Raw genomic sequence first — 19,235 nt, forward strand, 5'->3', positions numbered from 1 at the left:
GGGTGCCTGAATCAGGCCGGTTGGGCCTGGGACGACAGCGGTTTCAGCGGCAGCAACGGTGCATGCGGATCTGCCTTGATCGAGTCCCGCCAGGCGGCGAGCCACTCGGCGTGACCTTCGCTCCAGACCTGCTCGTGCAGGCGAGCCAAGGCGACCGGGTCACTGAGCAACGCCAGGCGCTCGCCGTTGTTGAGGCCGGCAGGGCCGACTTTCAACGCGTGGCGCACACGTTCGGTACGCAGGTACTCGATCGGCTCGGCCTGGGCGTGACGCGAGGTTGCCAGGGCGCAAGCCAAAGCGTTCTGCTGCGGATCGACCACCGAGCGCACAAAGCCGTCATTCAGCGCGTGCCAGCGGTTTTCGTGGGTGTACTTGTCGGTAGACAGCAGCGCTTGCGGCGGGTTGTATTCCTCAGGGATCAGGAACAGGCTCTCGTCGCGAGACTTGAGGCCCAGCCCGACACGGCTGGAAATCACCGACACCGGGATCGACAGCATCAACGAACCGACGATCGGCACCAGCCACCACAGGAAGCTCGGGTTCAACCACACCACCAACAGCGCCCACAGGAAGCCCAGCACGGTTTGCGGACCATGACGCTTGACGGCCTCGCTCCACGGGGTGGAGTCGTCGTCACGCTGCGGTGAGTTCCAGGTCGCGGCCCAGCCGAGGAACGCGGCGAGGACGAAGCGGGTGTGGAAGATCATCCGCACCGGCGCCAGCAGCATGGAGAACAGCATCTCCAGCAGCATCGACAAGGTCACCTTGAACTTGCCACCGAACTCTTTGGCGCCCTTGGCCCAGATCAGGATGATGCTCAGCAGTTTCGGCAGGAACAGCAGCACGATGGTGGTGGAGAACAGCGCCACCGCCTTGTCCGGATGCCATTGCGGCCACAGCGGGTACAACTGGCGGGGTGCCATGAAGTACTGCGGTTCCATCAGGGTGTTCACCGCCAGCAAGGCCGTGGACAGCACCAGGAACAGGAACCACAACGGCGCCGACAGGTAGGACATCACACCCGTCAGGAACACCGCACGGTGCACCGGGTGCATGCCTTTGACCAGGAACAGGCGGAAGTTCATCAGGTTACCGTGGCACCAGCGACGGTCACGCTTGAGTTCATCCAGCAGGTTCGGCGGCAGCTCTTCATAGCTGCCCGGCAGGTCGTAGGCAATCCACACGCCCCAGCCGGCACGGCGCATCAGCGCGGCTTCAACGAAGTCGTGGGACAGGATGGAACCGGCGAACGCGCCCTTGCCCGGCAACGGCGCCAGGGCGCAATGCTCGATGAACGGTTTCATGCGGATGATCGCGTTGTGACCCCAGTAGTGGGATTCACCCAGCTGCCAGAAGTGCAGGCCGGCGGTGAACAGCGGGCCGTACACACGAGTAGCGAACTGCTGCATGCGCGCATACAGGGTGTCCATGCCCGACGCACGCGGCGCGGTCTGGATAATCCCCGCATCCGGCGTGGCTTCCATCAGGCGCACCAGGCTGGTCAGGCATTCGCCGCTCATCACGCTGTCGGCGTCGAGTACGACCATGTATTTATAGTCACCGCCCCAGCGACGGCAGAAGTCGTCGAGGTTGCCGCTCTTACGCTTCACGCGACGGCGACGACGACGATAGAAGATCTTGCCGAAACCACCGGCTTCGCGGCACACGTCAAGCCAGGCTTGCTGTTCGGCGATGCAGATGTCGGCCTCGTTACTGTCGCTGAGCACGAAGAAGTCGAAGCGATCCAGGTCACCGGTGGCGGCGACCGACTCGAACGTCGCACGCAAACCGGCAAACACCCGGGGCACGTCTTCGTTGCAGATCGGCATCACCAGCGCGGTGCGGGCGTCTTTCGGGATCGGCTCGTCGCCGGCGCTTTTACCGGAGATGCGGTATTTATCGTGACCGGTGAGCAACTCCAGGAAGCCCATCAACGCGGTCCAGAAACCGGCCGATACCCAGCAGAACAAGATCCCGAACATGATCAGGATGCTGGTTTGCAGGGCGTAGGGCAGTACCTGGGTCGCGGTTTGCAGCAGGGTCTGGTTGCGGATCTCGTCGAAGTCGACCAGCGACCAGCCCTGGTACGGCATGATGCCTTTCATGTACCAGCCGGCCACGAGGGTCTGGCCGATCATCAGCACCAGCAGGATGTAGCGGCGGATCGAACCGACGGTACGCCAGCGGGCAGCCGGCAATACGCGCTCATCTTTCGGCGGGGCCGGCGGGTTGCTGCGCCCGGTGATCCGGCGCCAGCCGCGCACCAGGATATTGGTGCGCCACGGCTCCGGGACCACACGAGTGCGACGGATCGGCGGCGTAGCCTTGAGGCACACGCGGCCCTCGGCGTCGAGGGCCAGCATTTCGGCGTCCTGCAGCTCTTCGGCGGTGCTGAGGGTCAACCGCGTGCCAACCGACGCCTGGGCGGCGTCGATGGGCGCGTCGAAGGTCTTCGACGACAAACGCTCGTGCAACTCGCTGAAGGATGAGCAGCCCGCCAGTTCGGCGCGCTGCTCAGCGGTCATCGGTAGATGCGCCAGGTACTCGGACAGAGTCTCCGGCTGGATTTGAGAATTACTCATCGGCAGGCAACTGATAGCTCCAGGTTTCGGTCAGGACTTGTTCGGTCTTGATCGGCTCCGGCGTGGCTGGGGCAGCTTCTGGCTGCTTGGCTTCCTTGTCTTTTGCGTCTTTCTTGGCCTGTTTCTCGTGTTGCTTGGCCAGGACCTTGTCGGCCTTGAGCACATGGCTCGTGTCCTGCTCAGGGGCCGGAGGCGGAACGTCCTGCACCAGCGCCGCACGCATTTCGGTCGGCTTGCCTGCGTCCTTGATCTTCATGCGCAGGGTCAGGCGCCAGCCTTTGGTGTGCTCGTTGTAGCGCACGCTGTTTTCAACCAGTTCGGCGTTGTCGCTGACACTCACCTGGCTGCGTACCGCGGCATCCGATGGCAGGGCCTTGAGGGACGGGCCCTCGAAGTCCACCAGGTACGCCACGCTGCCGTCAGGCTGACGGATCAGGTTGGATTGCTTCACATCACCGGTGGAACGCAGGGTCTGCTTGACCCAGGCGCTGTCGGCCGGGTGCAGGGATTTTTCGTCCATGGTCCAGTGCAGGCGGTAGGAAACGTCCAGCGGCTGCCCCACTTCCGGCAGTTTTTCCGGGCTCCAGAACGCAACGATGTTGTCGTTGGTTTCATCGGCGGTCGGAATCTCTACCAGATTGACGGTGCCCTTGCCCCAGTCGCCTTCAGGCTCGATCCAGGCGCTTGGGCGCTTGTCGTAGTTGTCGTCCAGGTCTTCGTAGTGGCTGAAGTCGCGGCCGCGTTGCAGCAGGCCGAAACCACGCGGGTTCTCGACGGTGAAGTTGCTGACCGACAGGTGTTTAGGGTTGTTCAGTGGGCGCCAGATCCACTCGCCGTTGCCGGCATGGATCGACAGGCCGCTGGAATCGTGCAGCTCACGGCGGTAGTTCAGCACCTTGGACGGCTGGTTCGCGCCGAACAGGTACATGCTGGTCAACGGGGCAACACCCAGTTTGCTGACCTTGTCGCGCAGGAACATCTGGGATTTCACGTCGACAATGGTGTCGGTGCCCGGACGCAGGATCAGCCGGTAAGCACCGGTAGCGCGCGGCGAGTCCAGCAGGGCAAAGATCACCAGTTGTTTCTCACCCGGTTTCGGACGCTCGATCCAGAACTCGGTGAAACGCGGGAATTCTTCGCCGGACGGCAGTGCCGTGTCGATTGCCATGCCACGGGCGGACAAACCGTAGGCCTGGCCCTTGCCGACCACGCGGAAGTAGCTCGCGCCCAGCATGGTCATGATTTCGTCTTGCTTGTCGGCCTTGTTGATCGGGTACAGCACACGGAAGCCGGCATAACCCAGCTGTTCGGTGGCTTTGGGATCAAACTTCACATCACCAAAATCGAAGCGCGTCGGGTCGTACTTGATTTCCTGGACGCTGTCGGCAGTGACTTCATTGATTTTCACCGGTGTATCGAAGTGCATACCCTGGTGATAGAAGGACAGCTTGAACGGGGTGTTCTGATCAGCCCACTCGGCTTTTTCGTTGCGGAAACGAATCTTCTGGTAGTCCGCGAATTTCATTTCGCGGAATTCGTTCGGCAGATTGCTGCGCGGAGCTTCGTATTTCTGCCCGGCCAGCTCTTTTGCCTTGGCCGACACATCATCCAGACTGAATGCCCACAGTTGACCCGCGCCGAACAGGCAAAACAGGGCGGAGCCCGTCACCAGTGCGTTTCGTAACCGTTTGGCAGACAATTTTGGTGCATTACAGGGACTAACAATCACGAGCAACCCTCGCCGAAAACAGATCAAAAAACCAACGGCCAGCTATCTATATGCCAGGTTGGCGAGCATTGTTCCGACTCCCCTGGGGCAAAATGATTCCCCATTGGCTATCGGACAAGTCTCTACCTAAGTCAAAAATGGACCAAACAACGCTGATCCCCGTAGCGCGCGATTATCTAGTAGCCCGCGAGACAACGCATCAGGGACAACGAAGTATTTGTAGCGAAACCCTGCGTTTTTAGGCATTAAAAGTCGTTTTTAATACATTCACGTCTGCAAGAGGAAGGTCACAGGGCCATCATTGACCAAATGCACCTGCATATCCGCGCCAAAACGGCCCGACGCCACCTTGCCATGCAATTGTTGCGCTTGTAACAGCAAGTGATCAAAAAGCGCCGCTCCCAGGGCCGGCGGCGCCGCTGTGGAGAAGCTCGGCCGCAGCCCGCTCTTGGTATCCGCCGCCAGGGTGAACTGCGACACCAGCAACAAACCGCCGTCGATATCCTTCAACGACAGGTTCATCTTGCCTCCGTCATCGCTGAACACCCGGTAGTTCAGCAGCTTGTGCAGCAGCTTATCGGCACTTTCCGGCGTATCCGCAGGCTCGACGGCCACCAGCACCAGCAAACCCTGGTCGATGGCGCCGACGATTTCGCCCGCGACCTCGACCCGGGCGCCGCGCACCCGTTGCAACAGGCCCTTCATGCTTCTTCAGGCGGCAGATCGAGCAAGCGTCGTGCCATTTCGCTGGTCGCACGTACCAAGGCATCGGTGATGCCGGGTTCGGACGCCGCATGGCCGGCTTCGCGAATCACCTGCAGCTCACTGTTGGGCCACGCCTGGTGCAACTCCCAGGCGTTATCCAAAGGGCAGATCATATCGTAGCGCCCGTGGATGATTACGCCAGGCAGATGGGCGATCTTGTGCATATCGCGGATCAGCTGGTTCGGCTCCAGGAACGAGTTGTTGGTGAAGTAGTGGCACTCGATCCGCGCGATGGACAGGGCACGTTGCGGCTCGGAGAAGCGCTCCACATGCGCCGGGCTCGGGCACAGGCCCAACATGCGCCCTTCCCAACCGGACCAGGCCTTGGCCGCGTGCATCTGGGCGATCTGGTCGTTGCCGGTGAGGCGCTTGTGGTAGGCCGCGATCATGTCGTGGCGCTCTTCCACCGGGATCGGCGCGATGTAGTCCTGCCAGTAATCCGGGAACAGGCGGCTCGCGCCCTCCTGGTAGAACCAATGAATGTCCTGCGGGCGGGCCAGGAAGATGCCGCGCACGATCAGGCCATGCACGTGCTCCGGGTGGGTTTGCGCGTAGGCCAGGGACAGGGTCGAGCCCCAGGAACCGCCGAACAACACCCATTTTTCGATGCCCAGGTGCTCGCGGATGCGCTCAAGGTCGGCGACCAGGTCCCAGGTGGTGTTGTTTTCCAGGCTGGCGCGCGGGGTGGAGCGCCCGCAGCCGCGCTGGTCAAAGGTGACGATGCGGTACAGGTTGGGATCGAAGTAGCAGCGGCTCTGCGCATCACAACCGGAACCAGGGCCACCATGGATGAATACGACGGGCAAGCCTTCGGGGGAGCCACTTTCATCGACGTACAGCGTGTGGATGTCATCGACTGCCAGATCGTGCCGGGCGTAGGGTTTGATCTGCGGGTACCAAGTCTGCATTGCGCGCTCCGTAAGGGGTCGGGTTCATCCCTGGGGGGACGTCTTTTATTTTGCCGTCTGGCACTATAAACCCGAATTGTGCAATGAGCATGTCCTAGAGCGCTTAGACCTGTGTCAGCCCTTCGCTCCCCAGGTAATCCAGCAGGAAATCGTAGAGCCGGTCCACCTCCGGTACGTGCCGCCGGGCCCTCAGGCAACCGTGCACCAGGCCTTTGCCGGGATACAGCACGCTGCTCACACCCGCCGCTTGCAGGCGCTCGGCGTAAAGCATGCCGTCATCACGCAGCGGGTCGAACTGGGCCACGGCAATGAATGCCTTGGGCAAACCGCTGAAGTCGTCGACCAGCAGCGGCATGGCATACGCCGTGGGCTTGCCGCTGCCCTGCAGGTACAGCGCCAGGTAACTCTCAGTGTCGGCGCTGCTGAGCAAGGGCGCATCCGCACAGTCGCGCCGCGACGGCAGTTCAGGTGGGCCGCCCAGCCCCGGGTAAATCAGCACCTGGGCCAGCGGCAGTGGCTGCCGGTCGTCGCGCAACCCCAGGCACACCGCCGCGGCCAGGTTGCCGCCCGCGCTGTCGCCGATCACCACCAGGCGTTGCAGGTTGATGGCATGCGGCCCCTGCCCCGCCTGGATCGCCTGCCACACGGCGCGGCAATCCTCATAGGCCGCCGGAAACGGATGCTCGGGCGCCAAGCGGTAATCAATGGCGATTACCAGCACCTGCAAGGCCGTGGCCAATTCGAAGCAGATGAAGTCGTGGGAATCCAGCCCGCCGACCACCCAACCACCGCCGTGCATATAAAGAAGGCACGGCCAGCCAGCCAAGGGCGCGGGGGCAGCGGGCAGATAACTGCGCACACTCACGCCAGCCAGGGAAAAATCCGTCATCGCCAGCCCGTCGGGCACCGGCGGGGTAAACGCCTGGCACATGCGGTCGTAGCCGTGGCGCAACCCAGCCAGCGACGTGTCGTCGCTGGTGAACGACTCGGTCTTCGCTACGAACGCTGCCAGTTCGGGCGAAATCGGGTATGGGTTCATTTAAGGCTCGCCTGCACCGCCGCTACACCATCGCCGCCATCAAATGCCTTTACCCCAGCCAACCAGCGCTGCAAATCCTCGGGATGATCACGCAACCATTGCCTGGCCACCTCCTGCGGCGACTGGCGCTCCATGATCGGTACCATCAACTGGCTTTCCTGGGCGGCGGTGAAGGTAAGGTTCTCCAACAGGCGGTTGGCGTTGGGGCAGCGCTCGGCGAAGTCTGGCGCGGTGACGGTGGACACGGTGGCACGGCCTTCGTCGGGGCCGAACACGTCTTCGCTGCCGGTGAGGTAGGCCATTTTCATGTTGATGTTCATCGGGTGCGGGGTCCAACCGACGAACACCACGAACTCCTTGCGATTCACCGCGCGCTGCACGGCGGCGAGCATGCCCGCCTCACCCGAGGCCACCAGCTTGAAGCCACCCAGGCCGAAGCGGTTGGTGTCGATCATTTTCTGGATATCGGTGTTCGCGCCGCTGCCCGGCTCGATGCCATAGATCTTGCCGCCGAGCTTGTCCTTGAAGCGGGCGATGTCGGCAAAGGTCTTCAAGCCCGCGTCGGCCACATATTGCGGCACGGCCAGGGTGGCCTGGGCGTCGGCGAGGCTCGGGGTGTCGAAGACCTTGACCTGCCTGGCCGCCAGGAACGGCGCGATGTTGTTGTCCATCGCGGGTTTCCAGTAGCCGAGGAAGATGTCCAGGCGCTTGTCGCGGATGCCGGCGAAGATGATCTGCTGCACCGCGCTGGTCTGTTTGCTGTCGTAGCCCAGGCCATTGAGCAGCACGTCGGCCATGCCGGAGGTGGCGATCACATCGGTCCAGCTGACCACGCCCATGCGGATGCTTTTGCAGGAGGCCGGTTCGGCGGCCATGGCGTGTGCACTGAGCAGTGCGACACAGGTGAGGGGCAACAACAGTTTTTTCATGGATGAGCGCTCACTCGGCTGTTTTTATTCAACAACCTTACGCAGTGAAAATGCATTCAACACGAACTGTGGCGACCGGCAGTTGCACTGGGGCGACGGTGAGACCGCCATCGGGGGCAAGCCCCCTCCCACATTTGACTGGGTTCATAAATCAAAAGGTGGGAGGGGGCTTGCCCCCGATAGCTATTCCAGCAGCCCCGCAATTCACCGATAACGCGCTTGCCCCCAGGCCAATAGCCCTTCCAGCAATTGCTTCAGCACCACCCGCGTCGGCTCGGCCAAATCAGGGCGATATCGGAACGGCTCAACCTCTTCCATATAAGTGCTCTGGCACAACTCCAACTGCACCGCGTGGATATCCTGCGCCGGGTCGCCGTAATGCCGAGTGATGTGGCCGCCCTTGAAGCGTCCGTTCAATACATGGGAGTACTGCGGATGCGCGGCGCAAATGGCTTCCAATTGGCTGGCCAATTCGGGATCACACGCGGCGCCATTGAACGTACCAAGGTTAAAGTCCGGCAACTTTCCGTCGAACAGGTGCGGGATCACCGAGCGGATCGAGTGTGCATCGAACAGCAAGGCGTAGCCGAATTCGGCCTTGAGGCGTGCCAGCTCTTCTTGCAGGGCACGGTGGTACGGCCCCCAGATTTTCTGCAGATAGCTGACGCGTTCCTCCTGGGACGGCTCCAGCCCTTCGCGGAACAACGGCACGCCGTCGAACAGCGTCGCCGGGTACAGCCCGGTGGTCGCACCGGCGTACAACGGCTTGTCGTCGGACGGCCGGTTCAGGTCGATGACAAACCGCGAGTATTCGGCGGCCAGGGTGCTGGCGCCCAGCTCTTCGGCGAAGTCATACAGCGCAGGAATGTGCCAATCGGTATCCGGCAGGCTTTGCGCCTCGGGGATCAACCCGGCTTCGACCGCAGGCGTCACGCGCAGGCCGGCATGGGGCATGCTGATCAGCAGCGGCACGCGGCCTTGTTTGAAGTTCAGAACCTTATCCACAAGCAGTACTCCTCATACAGTGGCGTCGACGCCATGGCGCACGACGCGTTTATCCAGCTCGCCACCCAGCCAGTACGCCAGGTCGGCGGGACGATCAATCTGCCAAGCGACAAAATCCGCGACCTTGCCCACCTCCAGCGAACCGTGGGTGTCGCCCATGCCTAATGCGGTAGCCGCATGTTGCGTGGCACCGGCCAGGGCTTCTTCCGGGGTCATGCGGAACAGGGTGCAGGCCATGTTCAGCATCAGGCGTACCGACAACGCCGGCGAAGTACCGGGGTTGAGGTCGCTGGCGATGGCAATTTTCACGCCGTGCTTGCGCAGGGCCTCCATCGGCGGCAATTGGGTTTCGCGCAGGAAGTAGAAGGCGCCCGGCAGCAACACCGCGACGGTGCCGGAAGCGGCCATGGCGATGGCATCTTCTTCGGTCATGAATTCCAGGTGATCCGCCGACAATGCCTGGTAACGCGCGGCCAGGCTGGAACCGTGCAACGAAGAGAGCTGCTCGGCGTGCAGTTTCACCGGCAGGCCGAGTTGCTGGGCAACTTTGAACACGCGCTCCACTTGTTCGGTGGAGAACGCCAGGTACTCACAGAACGCATCCACCGCGTCCACCAGCCCTTCCGCCGCCAGGGCCGGCAGCATGTCGGCGCAGATATGGTCGATGTAGTCGTCGGCGCGGTCCTTGTACTCCGGCGGCAACGCATGGGCCGCCAGGCACGTGGCGCGCACGCTGACCGGCAGCGCTTCACCGAGGCGACGGGCCACACGCAGCATCTTGCGTTCGTTGGCCAGGTCCAGGCCGTAGCCGGACTTGATCTCCACGGTGGTGACGCCATCACGCAGCAGACTGCGCAGGCGTTTTTCAGCACTGGCAAACAGCTCATCTTCGGTTGCGGCGCGAGTGGCGCGCACCGTGCTGGCAATACCACCGCCCTTGGCCGCGATCTCGGCGTAGCTGACGCCTTCGAGGCGTTGCTCGAATTCGCCGCTGCGATTACCGCCGAACACCGTGTGGGTGTGGCAGTCGATCAGCCCGGGGGTGACCCACGCGCCGTGCAGGTCATGCACCTGGGCGTAATCCGCCGTGGGTGCCTGGCTGCGGGGGCCGATCCACTCGATGAGCGAACCCGCGGTGACCATGGCGGCATCCTCGATGATCGAGTACTTGCCCTGGGCCATGGTTGCGACGTGGCAGTGTTGCCAAAGCGTTTTCATCAACGCCTCCCTAGATTAACGATGAGACAAAGCCGGGTCGTAATGGACCTTGGCCGCTTGCCCGGCAGCGGGTTTGACCCACAGCAGGTAGGCCACCACCAACAGCACGATCCATACGGCACCGACCAGCAAGGCAGCCTGGGTGTCCGGGAAGTAACCCAGCACACCAAACACGAACAGCATGAATACGATGGCGGCCGCCGGCGCATAGGGCCAGAACGGCACCGGGAATTTCAATTCGGCGACCTGCTCCTTGGTCATTGAGCGGCGCATGGCGACCTGGGTGAACAGGATCATCAGCCACACCCAAACGGTGGCGAAGGTGGCAATCGAGGCGATCAGCAGGAATACGTTTTCCGGGATCAGGTAGTTGAGCACCACGCCACCCAGCAAGGCTGCGCCCATCACCACCACAGTCATCCACGGCACACCGTGTTTCGACAGTTGCGCGAAGCCCTTGGGTGCCTGCCCCTGCTGGGCCAGGCCGTACATCATGCGGCCGGCGCCGAAGATGTCGCTGTTGATGGCCGAAACAGCGGCCGAGATCACCACGATATTGAGGATGGTCGCCGCCGAGCCAATGCCCAGGTTGCTGAAGATCTGCACGAACGGGCTGCCCTGGCTGCCGATCTGCGGCCATGGGTAGATGGCCATCAGCACGAACAGGGTCAGCACGTAGAACAACAGGATACGCAGCGGCACCGCGTTGATCGCCTTGGGGATCACGCGCTGCGGGTCCTTGGCTTCGCCGGCGGTGATGCCGATGATTTCGATGCCGCCGAAGGCAAACATCACCACCGCAAACGAAGCGATCAGGCCGCCGATACCATTAGGCATGAAGCCACCGTGGGCCCACAGGTTGCTGAGGCCACTGGCCTGGGTCTCACCGGCCGAGTGGATGCCGAACAGCATGATGCCGAAGCCGCCGAGGATCATCGCCACGATGGCGCCGACCTTGAGCAGCGACAGCCAGAACTCCATTTCGCCAAACACTTTGACGTTGCACAGGTTCAGGCCGCCGATCAGAAACACGATGCCGAGCACCCAGACCCAACGCGCGACCTCGGGAAACCAGAAGCCCATGTAGATGCCGAAGGCGGTGACGTCGGCCAGGCACACGATGATCATTTCAAACGCGTAGGTCCAACCGAGGATAAACCCGGCCATGGGACCCAGGTAGGTGCTGGCGTACTGGCCAAAGGAACCGGCGACCGGGTTGTGCACGGCCATTTCACCGAGGGCACGCATCACCATGAACACGGCGGCGCCGCCGATCAGGTAGGCCAGCAGCACAGCGGGGCCAGCCATCTGGATAGCCGAGGCGGAGCCATAGAACAACCCGGTACCGATCGCGGAACCGAGTGCCATGAAGCGAATATGTCGGGCGCTGAGCCCGCGTTTCAAACCTTTTTCTTGCTGGTGCATTTCTCGTCCTTAATTATTTTTATCCTGAGAAAATTTAGAGCCAGTTGCCTGACAACTGTAGTGAGCGGGCTTGCCCCGCGCTGGGCTGCGAAGCGGCCCTGAAGTTGCCACCGCATTTCTTCAGACAGAACGCGGCGGCAGTTTTTTGGGGCTGCTGCGCAGCCCAGCGCGGGGCAAGCCCGCTCACTACAGGGTGTGGCGGTTACAGGCTCGGCAGCAGCTTGGCCGGCACCAGCTCATTCAGGCAGCGAGTGGCGAGCAGTTCGCTGGCGGCGTTGATGTCCGGCGCGAAAAAGCGGTCCTTGTCGTAGAACGCCACTTTGCTGCGCAGGATGCCACGCGCCTTTTCCAGCTTCGGCGAAGTTTTCAGGCCTTCGCGCAGGTCCAGGCCCTGGCACGCGGCCAGCCACTCAACCGCGAGAATGCCACGGGTGTTCTCAGCCATTTCCCACAGGCGTTTGCCCGCAGCCGGGGCCATCGACACGTGGTCTTCCTGGTTGGCGGAGGTCGGCAGGCTGTCGACGCTATGGGGATGGGCCAGCGCCTTGTTCTCGCTGGCGAGCGCGGCAGCGGTCACCTGGGCGATCATGAAGCCGGAGTTCACGCCGCCATTGCCCACCAGGAACGGCGGCAGTTGCGACATGTGCTTGTCCATCATCAGCGAGATACGGCGCTCACTCAGCGAGCCGATTTCGGCGATGGCCAGCGCCATGTTGTCGGCCGCCATGGCCACCGGTTCGGCGTGGAAGTTGCCACCGGAGATCACGTCGCCTTCAGCGGCAAACACCAGCGGGTTGTCCGACACGGCGTTGGCCTCGACCACCAGCACTTCAGCGGCCTGGCGGAACTGGGTCAGGCAGGCGCCCATGACTTGTGGCTGGCAGCGCAGCGAGTACGGGTCTTGCACCTTGTCGCAGTTCTGGTGCGACTGGGACACCTGGCTGCTGTCGCCGAGCAGGTCACGGTAGGCTGCCGCCGAATCGATCTGCCCGCGCTGGCCGCGTGCCGCATGGATGCGCGCATCGAATGGCGAACGCGAACCCAACACCGCTTCCACAGTGAGGCCGCCGCAGGCCAGGGCGCCGGCGAACAGGTCTTCACCTTCGAACAGGCCGCGCAGTGCATAAGCAGTCGACACCTGGGTGCCGTTGAGCAGCGCCAGGCCTTCTTTGGCGGCAAGGGTCAGCGGCGTGAGGCCGGCGACTTTCAGCGCGTCAGTCGCTTCCAGCCACTCGCCTTTGTAGCGTGCCTTGCCTTCGCCCAGCAGCACCAGGGACATGTGCGCCAACGGCGCCAGGTCGCCGGAGGCACCCACCGAACCTTTCAGCGGAATATGCGGGTACACCTCGGCGTTGATCAGCGCAATCAGTGCGTCGATCACCTGTCGACGAATGCCGGAGAACCCACGGCTCAGGCTGTTGACCTTGAGCACCATGACCAACCGCACCAGCGCATCGCTGATCGGCTCACCGACGCCAGCGGCGTGGGACAGCACCAGCGAACGCTGAAGGTTTTCCAGGTCTTCGCTGGCGATGCGGGTCGAGGCCAGCAGGCCGAAACCGGTGTTGATACCGTAGGCGGTGCGGTTCTCGGCGAGAATCTGCTCCACGCAGGCCACACTGGCTTCGATCTGCGCCGTGGCGCTGTCATCCAGACTGAGGGTTACCGGCTGCTGGTAGATGGCTCGCAGTTGGGCAAGGCTCAGTTGGCCTGGAATCAGGTTTAGCGCAGTCACATTCATACTCCTTCTGAATTGTTCTTTTAAAAGTGCACATTCGGTAAATCGGTGTTTTTCAGCAGTTGAGCGGCGGCGGCAATGTCCGGCGCCAGCCAACGGTCCTGTTCATAGGCCGGCACGACGTCGCGCAGCAGACGCCAGGCACGTTCGGTGCCGACGCCGAAACGTTGTTCCTTGAGAAACTCGAACGCCTGGGCCGCCAACAAGTACTCGATGGCGAGAATCTGGGTCACGTTGGCCAGCACCTGGTGCAGCTTGAGCGCCGCATTGGTGCCCATGCTCAGGTGGTCTTCCTGCAGGCCCGAGGTGACGAAGTTGTCGAGCACCGCCGGTTGCGCCAATTGGCGGTTTTGCCCGCACAGCGAGGCGGCGACGTACTGCACGATCATCATCCCGGAGTTGACCCCAGGGTTGCTGACCAGGAACGCCGGCAAGCCGCTGACGTGCGGGTTGATCAGGCGGTCCAGGCGACGTTCGGCCACCGCGCCGATTTCGGCCATGGCAATCGCCAGCATATCGGCCGCCAACGCCACGGACTGCCCATGCGGGTTGGCCTGGGACACCACGCGGTAGTGTTCCGGCGTGCCGAGAACCAGCGGGTTGTCGGTGGCGCTGTTGAGTTCAGTCTCGATCTGGCGCGTGGCGTGCTCTACCTGGTCGCGTGCCGCGCCGTGGATCTGCGGGATCGAGCGAATGCTTAACGCATCCTGTGTGCGAATGCCCTTGCTGCTGGCGATCACTTCGCTGCCATCAAGCAGGGCGCGCAGGTTGATACCCACTTGCTGCATGCCGGGGTGCGGCTTGAGGGCGATGATTTCTTCATCGAAGGCATCGATCTGACCACGCTGGGCTTCGAAACTCATGGCGCCGATCACGTCGGCCCATTGCAGCAAGTGATGCGCGTCGGCCAGGGCCAGACAGCTCAGGCCAGTCATGCACGGCGTGCCGTTGACCAGGCACAGACCGTCCTTGGCGCCGAGCACCACCGGCTGCAGACCTTCCGCGTTCAATGCCTCTTGAGCCGGAACGATCCGACCTTGGTAACTCACATTGCCCACACCCAGCAGCGCCACGCCAACATGGGCCATATGGGTCAGGTAACCCACCGAACCCTGGGACGGCACTTGCGGCGTGATGCCGTGGTTGAGCAGCGCCAGCAGCGAATGCACCACCTGCGGATGCAGGCCGGATTTGCCGTGGCTGTAGTTGATGATGGCGGCGCAGATGATCGCGCGGGTCTGTTCGTCGCTCAACACCGGGCCGACGCCACAGGCGTGGCTGAGCAAGGTGTTGCGCGAGAGTTGGCTGAGTTGCTCGCCCTTGAGCGACACATTGCACAGCGCGCCCAGGCCGGTGTTCACGCCATAGGCGCGCTCACCGCTGGTGACGATGCGCTGCACGATGGCCTGGGCATTGTCGATGCGCGCCCAGGCCTGGCCCGAGAGTTCGAGCACCGCGCCGTGGCGGGCGACGGCGACGACGTCCTGCCAGCGCAGTGGGGTGTCGGCGATGGTGACTTTTGTTGCCTGGGGCATGTTCATACTCTCTTCAATTCTTGTGCAGCCTTACCGGCCTTATCGGGGGCAAGCCCCCTCCCACATTTGGAATGCATTCCCCTGTGGGAGGGGGCTTGCCCCCGATGAGGCCATCAGCCTCACCAACAATTCCAGCTCAGACCACCGCCGCCCGCCGCTGGACAAACCGATCCACATACTCATCCGCCGGCGAATGCAGGATCTCCCGCGGCGTGCCGACCTGGATCAACTTGCCGTCCTTGAGGATTGCAATGCGGTTGCCGATGCGCACGGCCTCGTCGAGGTCGTGGGTGATGAACACGATGGTTTTGTGCAGGGTCTTTTGCAGCTCCAGCAACTGGTCCTGCATCTCGGCGCGGATCAGTGGGTCGAGGGCGCTGAAGGCTTCGTCCATCAGGATGATGTCGGTGTCGGCCGCTAACGCACGGGCCAGGCCGACACGCTGGCGCATGCCGCCGGAAAGCTGGTGCGGGTATTTGTTTTCGTAGCCCTTGAGGCCCACGGTTTCGATCCAGTGCAAGGCGCGCTCGGCGCAGACCTGCTTGGTTTCGCCACGCACCTTCAGGCCATAGGCGACGTTGTCGAGCACGCTCTTGTGGGGCAACAGGCCGAAGCTCTGGAACACCATGCTGATCTTGTGCCGACGGAATTGGCGCAGGGCTTCCATGTCCAGTTGCAGGATGTCTTCACCGTCCACCAGGATCGCGCCGCTGGTGGGGTCGATCAGGCGGTTGAAGTGGCGCACCAGAGTGGACTTGCCGGAACCCGATAGGCCCATGATCACGAAGATCTCGCCAGTGCCGATGCTCAGGGACAGGTCGTTCACACCGACCACGCAGCCGGTTTCGGCCAGCACCTGGTCCTTGGTCTTGCCCTGGCCGATCAACGACAGCGCATCCTTGGAGCGGGCGCCGAAGATCTTGAAGACGTTTTTGACTTCGATTTTGCTGACAGTAGTCATTTGCTCGCCTCATGCCGTGGACGACCATAGGCCTGGGTAATGCGGTCGATGACCACTGCGAGAATCACGATCGCCAGGCCGGCTTCAAGGCCACGCCCGACGTTGAGGGTCTGGATGCCGACGAGCACATCTTCACCCAGGCCACGGGCGCCGATCATCGAGGCGATCACCACCATTGACAGCGCCATCATGGTGGTCTGGTTGATACCGGCCATGATGCTCGGCAACGCCAGTGGCAGTTGCACGCCGAACAGTTGCTGCCAACGGTTGGCACCGAAGGCGTTGATGGCTTCCATGACTTCGCCGTCGACCTGGCGAATGCCCAGGTCTGTGAGGCGAATCAGCGGTGGCGCGGCGTAGATCACCGTGGCGAAAATCGCCGGGACCTTGCCCAGGCCGAACAGCATCAGCACCGGGATCAGGTACACGAAACTCGGCATGGTCTGCATGATGTCGAGCAGCGGCATCAGCACCGAACGCAGGCGATTGCTGCGTGCGGACAGAATGCCCAGCGGAATGCCGATCAGCACCGAGATCACCGTGGCGACCATCATCAAGGCCAGGGTCTGCATCAGCTTGTCCCACAGGCCAACCGCGCCCACCAGGAACAGCAGGCCGACGATCACTGCCGTGGTCGCCACCTTGCGGGTAGCGTGCCAGGCGACGGCGCCGACAATGGCCAGCATCAGCCACCACGGCGCTGCGCGCAGCAACCCTTCCAGGTTGACGATGGCCCACAGCAGGGTGTCGGAAATGTGCCGGAACACATCACCGTAGTTGGTGACCAGTGAGTCCACCCAACCGTTGACCCAGTCGGCGATGGAAAACGTAAAACTCTCAGGAAACATATCGTGCTCTCGATCCAGTGGGTTGTGGCCAGGCGCCCGGCTGCCCCTCAGGGTAGCCGGGCACGCTTGACCTACAAGGCCGCGTCGATTTTCTTGGCTGCGTCGTCGCTCACCCAGGCGTGCCAGACTTCAGGATGTTCCTTGAGGAAAATTTTCGCCAGTTTTGGCGACTCAATTCGCTCCTTGGCCATGCGGCCCAGGTTCTGGTTCAGCAGGTCGATGGGCAGGTTGACCTTTTCCAGCACGGCCACCAGTTCTGGAGCTTGCTCGTGGAAGGTCTTGGACAGGCCGACCTTGATGCTCACGCTTTTATCCACGCCGGGTTTTTCTTCCAGCTTGACCAGGTCGACCTGGCCCATCAGCGGCGTGGGCGACCAGTAGTAGAACAGGATCGGCTCGCCACGCTTGTAGCTCGACAGCACCGCCGCATCCAGCGCCGGGCCGGTGCCTGGGCGGAAGTTGGTGTAGGTGCTTTCCAGGCCGTAGCTTTTCAGCATCTCGCTGTTGTCCAGCTCGCAAGTCCAGCCGGCCGGGCAATTGTAGAAGCGGCCCTTGGAGGGCTCTTCCTGGTCCTTGAACACCGAGGCGTACTTGGCCAGGTCGGCGATGGTTTTCAGCTCCGGGGCCTTGGGCTCCAGCTTGCGCTTGGCATCGCCTTCGATCACATAACGCGGCACGTACCAGCCTTCGATAGCGCCCACAACCGGGGCGCCGACGCCGACGACTTTGCCGGCCTTCTCGGCCTTGTTCCAGACTTCACTGCGGCCGACCCACTCTTCGGCAAACACCTGGATGTCGTTGCTGCTCAGGGCGTTTTCCATGGTGATGGAGTTGCCCGGCAAGCTGTCGGTTTTGCAGTCGTAGCCTTTTTCCAGCACGGTTTGCAGGATGTCGGTGAGCAACATGCCGCTCTCCCAGTTCAGGCCGGCGAATTTCACCGGCTTGCCGGATTCGCACCAACCGGCTGCCTGGGCGCCAGCGCTGGCCAGCAAGCCTGCAGAGAGCAAGGTAGCCATCAGGGTCTTATGCATTTTCATTGTTGTGACGCTCCCAATCTTGAAATGGATTACGGCAGTCAGTAGGCATCCTGCCCTGTCCACGTCCCATCAGGCCTGTGCAGCCAGCCCGTTTGTTGTGGGTATAGCGCCCTGCTCTGTTGGCAGGATCAGTTGATCGGGCACGGTGCCGTGCCATTTTTTCGCACACAGGTAATACAGCGCTGCGGGCAGTACCAGGCCGATGATCCAGGAGATATCCACATCACCCAGCGCGGCCACCAAGGGACCTGTGTAGAACTTGGTGGAGATGAACGGCAACTGCACCAGCACGCCGAACACATACACGCTGATCCCCAGCAGGTTCCAGCGCCCGTAGCGACCGTTCGGGTCGGCCAGCGCTGGTACGTCATAGCGCTCGCGGGTGATGCAGTAGTAGTCCACCAGGTTGATCGCGCTCCAGGGCGTGAAGAACGCCAGCAGGAACAGGATGAAGGACTTGAACGCCCCCAGGAACGAGTGCTGGCCGAGCAATGCGATCAGGGTCGCCGTACCGACAATCGCCAGCACGAACACCAGGCGTTGCAGGCGCGTGACCTCCAGGCGGCCACGAAAGCCGCTGACGATGGTCGCGATGCACATGAAGCTGCCGTAGGAGTTCAGCGTCGAAATGGTGACCTTGCCGAACGCGATGCTGAAGTACAGCAGCGCAGCGGTAGCGCCGGTGCCGCTCAGGCCCACGATGTAGGCCACTTCATGCCCGGCGAACTGACCGTTGGACATGGCCGCGGCAAACACGCCGAGCACCATCGCCACCTGCGCGCCCACCACCGAACCTGCACCGGCGGCGAAAAAGGTTTTCACCGACGAGGTCTTGCTCGGCAGGTAACGCGAATAGTCCGCCACGTACGGGCCGAAGGCTATCTGCCAGGAGGCCGCAAGCGACACCGCCAGCAGGAAACTGCTCCAGCTGAAGTGGCGGATCTGCAGGAGCGCGCCCACATCGGTCTGGCTCATCAGACGGCTGAACAGGTACACAAAGGCAATCACGCCAATCACGCTGGCGACACGCCCGATGAAATGGATCACCCGGTAGCCGAGCACCGTGACCAGCACGATGACGCTGGCGAAAATCAGGATGCCGACGCTGTCGCTGACCCCGAACAACTGGCCCAGCGCCTGCCCCGAAAGCACGGTGCCAGTGGCGGTGAAGCCCAGGTACATCAGGCACACCAGCACAATAGGGATGGCCGCGCCATACACACCGAACTGCACCCGACTGGAAATCATCTGCGGCAGGCCCAGCTTGGGCCCTTGCGCCGCATGCAACGCCATGACCCCACCGCCGATCAGCTGACCGATCAACAGACCGATCAACGACCAGAACACATCGCCGCCCAGCACCACGGCCAAGGCCCCGGTGACAATCGCGGTGATCTGCAGGTTGGCGCCCATCCACAGGGTGAACTGGCTGAACAGACGACCGTGTCTTTCGGTTTCCGGGATGTAGTCGATCGAACGCCTTTCGATCAACGGGGTGGTGTCATTTGCAGCCATG

15 protein-coding genes are annotated in these 19,235 nt (G+C 62.3%); all 15 read right to left on the bottom strand.

What is annotated here, in order from left to right; all coding sequences use genetic code 11:
• Positions 1-11: 11 nt before the first annotated feature.
• Positions 12-2,582: a glucans biosynthesis glucosyltransferase MdoH gene (mdoH, locus tag NL123_RS28670; RefSeq protein ID WP_494356811.1), complete on the bottom strand. Its 2,571-nt coding sequence runs from the start codon at positions 2,580-2,582 to the stop codon at positions 12-14.
• The gene (locus NL123_RS28675) at positions 2,575-4,311 is read right to left on the bottom strand and encodes a glucan biosynthesis protein G (RefSeq protein ID WP_071497236.1); all 1,737 of its coding nucleotides are present in this window, start codon (positions 4,309-4,311) and stop codon (positions 2,575-2,577) included. The genes mdoH and NL123_RS28675 overlap by 8 nt, the downstream gene beginning before the upstream one ends.
• Before the next feature lie 267 nt (positions 4,312-4,578).
• On the bottom strand, positions 4,579-5,016 hold the full coding sequence (dtd, locus tag NL123_RS28680; protein WP_494356812.1) for a D-aminoacyl-tRNA deacylase: 438 nt from the start codon (positions 5,014-5,016) through the stop codon (positions 4,579-4,581).
• A complete protein-coding gene (gene pip, locus NL123_RS28685; protein ID WP_494356813.1) occupies positions 5,013-5,984 on the bottom strand; it encodes a prolyl aminopeptidase in 972 nt (323 codons plus the stop codon). Before pip ends, dtd begins: the two co-directional genes overlap by 4 nt.
• A gap of 103 nt (positions 5,985-6,087) precedes the next feature.
• Positions 6,088-7,023 (bottom strand): alpha/beta hydrolase, encoded by a 936-nt coding sequence (locus NL123_RS28690; RefSeq protein WP_494356814.1) that lies wholly within the window; start codon positions 7,021-7,023, stop codon positions 6,088-6,090.
• Positions 7,020-7,952 (bottom strand): choline ABC transporter substrate-binding protein, encoded by a 933-nt coding sequence (locus NL123_RS28695; protein ID WP_248485748.1) that lies wholly within the window; start codon positions 7,950-7,952, stop codon positions 7,020-7,022. Before NL123_RS28695 ends, NL123_RS28690 begins: the two co-directional genes overlap by 4 nt.
• A gap of 204 nt (positions 7,953-8,156) precedes the next feature.
• Positions 8,157-8,957: an N-formylglutamate deformylase gene (gene hutG / locus NL123_RS28700; protein WP_248485747.1), complete on the bottom strand. Its 801-nt coding sequence runs from the start codon at positions 8,955-8,957 to the stop codon at positions 8,157-8,159.
• A 12-nt stretch (positions 8,958-8,969) separates the two neighbouring features.
• Complete coding sequence (gene hutI / locus NL123_RS28705; protein WP_248485746.1) at positions 8,970-10,175, bottom strand: imidazolonepropionase; 1,206 nt, start codon at positions 10,173-10,175, stop codon at positions 8,970-8,972.
• Positions 10,176-10,190: 15 nt separating this feature from the next.
• Positions 10,191-11,600, bottom strand: a complete 1,410-nt coding sequence (locus NL123_RS28710; protein WP_071497071.1) for an amino acid permease — start codon at positions 11,598-11,600, stop codon at positions 10,191-10,193.
• 202 nt (positions 11,601-11,802) lie between these two features.
• The gene (hutH, locus tag NL123_RS28715) at positions 11,803-13,341 is read right to left on the bottom strand and encodes a histidine ammonia-lyase (protein WP_494356815.1); all 1,539 of its coding nucleotides are present in this window, start codon (positions 13,339-13,341) and stop codon (positions 11,803-11,805) included.
• A 20-nt stretch (positions 13,342-13,361) separates the two neighbouring features.
• On the bottom strand, positions 13,362-14,873 hold the full coding sequence (gene hutH, locus NL123_RS28720) for a histidine ammonia-lyase (protein WP_494356816.1): 1,512 nt from the start codon (positions 14,871-14,873) through the stop codon (positions 13,362-13,364).
• A gap of 136 nt (positions 14,874-15,009) precedes the next feature.
• Positions 15,010-15,834, bottom strand: a complete 825-nt coding sequence (locus NL123_RS28725; protein ID WP_050572407.1) for a quaternary amine ABC transporter ATP-binding protein — start codon at positions 15,832-15,834, stop codon at positions 15,010-15,012.
• The gene (locus NL123_RS28730; protein ID WP_494356817.1) at positions 15,831-16,682 is read right to left on the bottom strand and encodes an ABC transporter permease; all 852 of its coding nucleotides are present in this window, start codon (positions 16,680-16,682) and stop codon (positions 15,831-15,833) included. Before NL123_RS28730 ends, NL123_RS28725 begins: the two co-directional genes overlap by 4 nt.
• 71 nt (positions 16,683-16,753) lie before the next feature.
• Positions 16,754-17,719: an ABC transporter substrate-binding protein gene (locus NL123_RS28735; RefSeq protein ID WP_248485743.1), complete on the bottom strand. Its 966-nt coding sequence runs from the start codon at positions 17,717-17,719 to the stop codon at positions 16,754-16,756.
• 69 nt (positions 17,720-17,788) lie between these two features.
• Entirely contained in the window at positions 17,789-19,234 is a 1,446-nt protein-coding gene (locus tag NL123_RS28740) for a purine-cytosine permease family protein (RefSeq protein WP_494356818.1), read from the bottom strand.
• Position 19,235: the final 1 nt, after the last annotated feature.

This window comes from Pseudomonas sp. FBCC-B1565 (assembly GCF_059133265.1).

Excerpts from the sequence above, each read along its gene's own strand:
- NL123_RS28690 (WP_494356814.1), bottom strand. The coding sequence starts at position 7,023 with ATGAACCCATACCCGATTTCGCCCGAACTGGCAGCGTTCGTAGCGAAG.
- pip (WP_494356813.1), bottom strand. The coding sequence starts at position 5,984 with ATGCAGACTTGGTACCCGCAGATCAAACCCTACGCCCGGCACGATCTG.
- NL123_RS28725 (WP_050572407.1), bottom strand. The coding sequence starts at position 15,834 with ATGACTACTGTCAGCAAAATCGAAGTCAAAAACGTCTTCAAGATCTTC.
- hutH (WP_494356815.1), bottom strand. The coding sequence starts at position 13,341 with ATGAATGTGACTGCGCTAAACCTGATTCCAGGCCAACTGAGCCTTGCC.
- NL123_RS28695 (WP_248485748.1), bottom strand. The coding sequence starts at position 7,952 with ATGAAAAAACTGTTGTTGCCCCTCACCTGTGTCGCACTGCTCAGTGCA.
- hutI (WP_248485746.1), bottom strand. The coding sequence starts at position 10,175 with ATGAAAACGCTTTGGCAACACTGCCACGTCGCAACCATGGCCCAGGGC.
- NL123_RS28740 (WP_494356818.1), bottom strand. The coding sequence starts at position 19,234 with ATGGCTGCAAATGACACCACCCCGTTGATCGAAAGGCGTTCGATCGAC.
- NL123_RS28735 (WP_248485743.1), bottom strand. The coding sequence starts at position 17,719 with ATGAAAATGCATAAGACCCTGATGGCTACCTTGCTCTCTGCAGGCTTG.
- NL123_RS28730 (WP_494356817.1), bottom strand. The coding sequence starts at position 16,682 with ATGTTTCCTGAGAGTTTTACGTTTTCCATCGCCGACTGGGTCAACGGT.
- hutH (WP_494356816.1), bottom strand. The coding sequence starts at position 14,873 with ATGCCCCAGGCAACAAAAGTCACCATCGCCGACACCCCACTGCGCTGG.
- NL123_RS28710 (WP_071497071.1), bottom strand. The coding sequence starts at position 11,600 with ATGCACCAGCAAGAAAAAGGTTTGAAACGCGGGCTCAGCGCCCGACAT.
- mdoH (WP_494356811.1), bottom strand. The coding sequence starts at position 2,582 with ATGAGTAATTCTCAAATCCAGCCGGAGACTCTGTCCGAGTACCTGGCG.
- dtd (WP_494356812.1), bottom strand. The coding sequence starts at position 5,016 with ATGAAGGGCCTGTTGCAACGGGTGCGCGGCGCCCGGGTCGAGGTCGCG.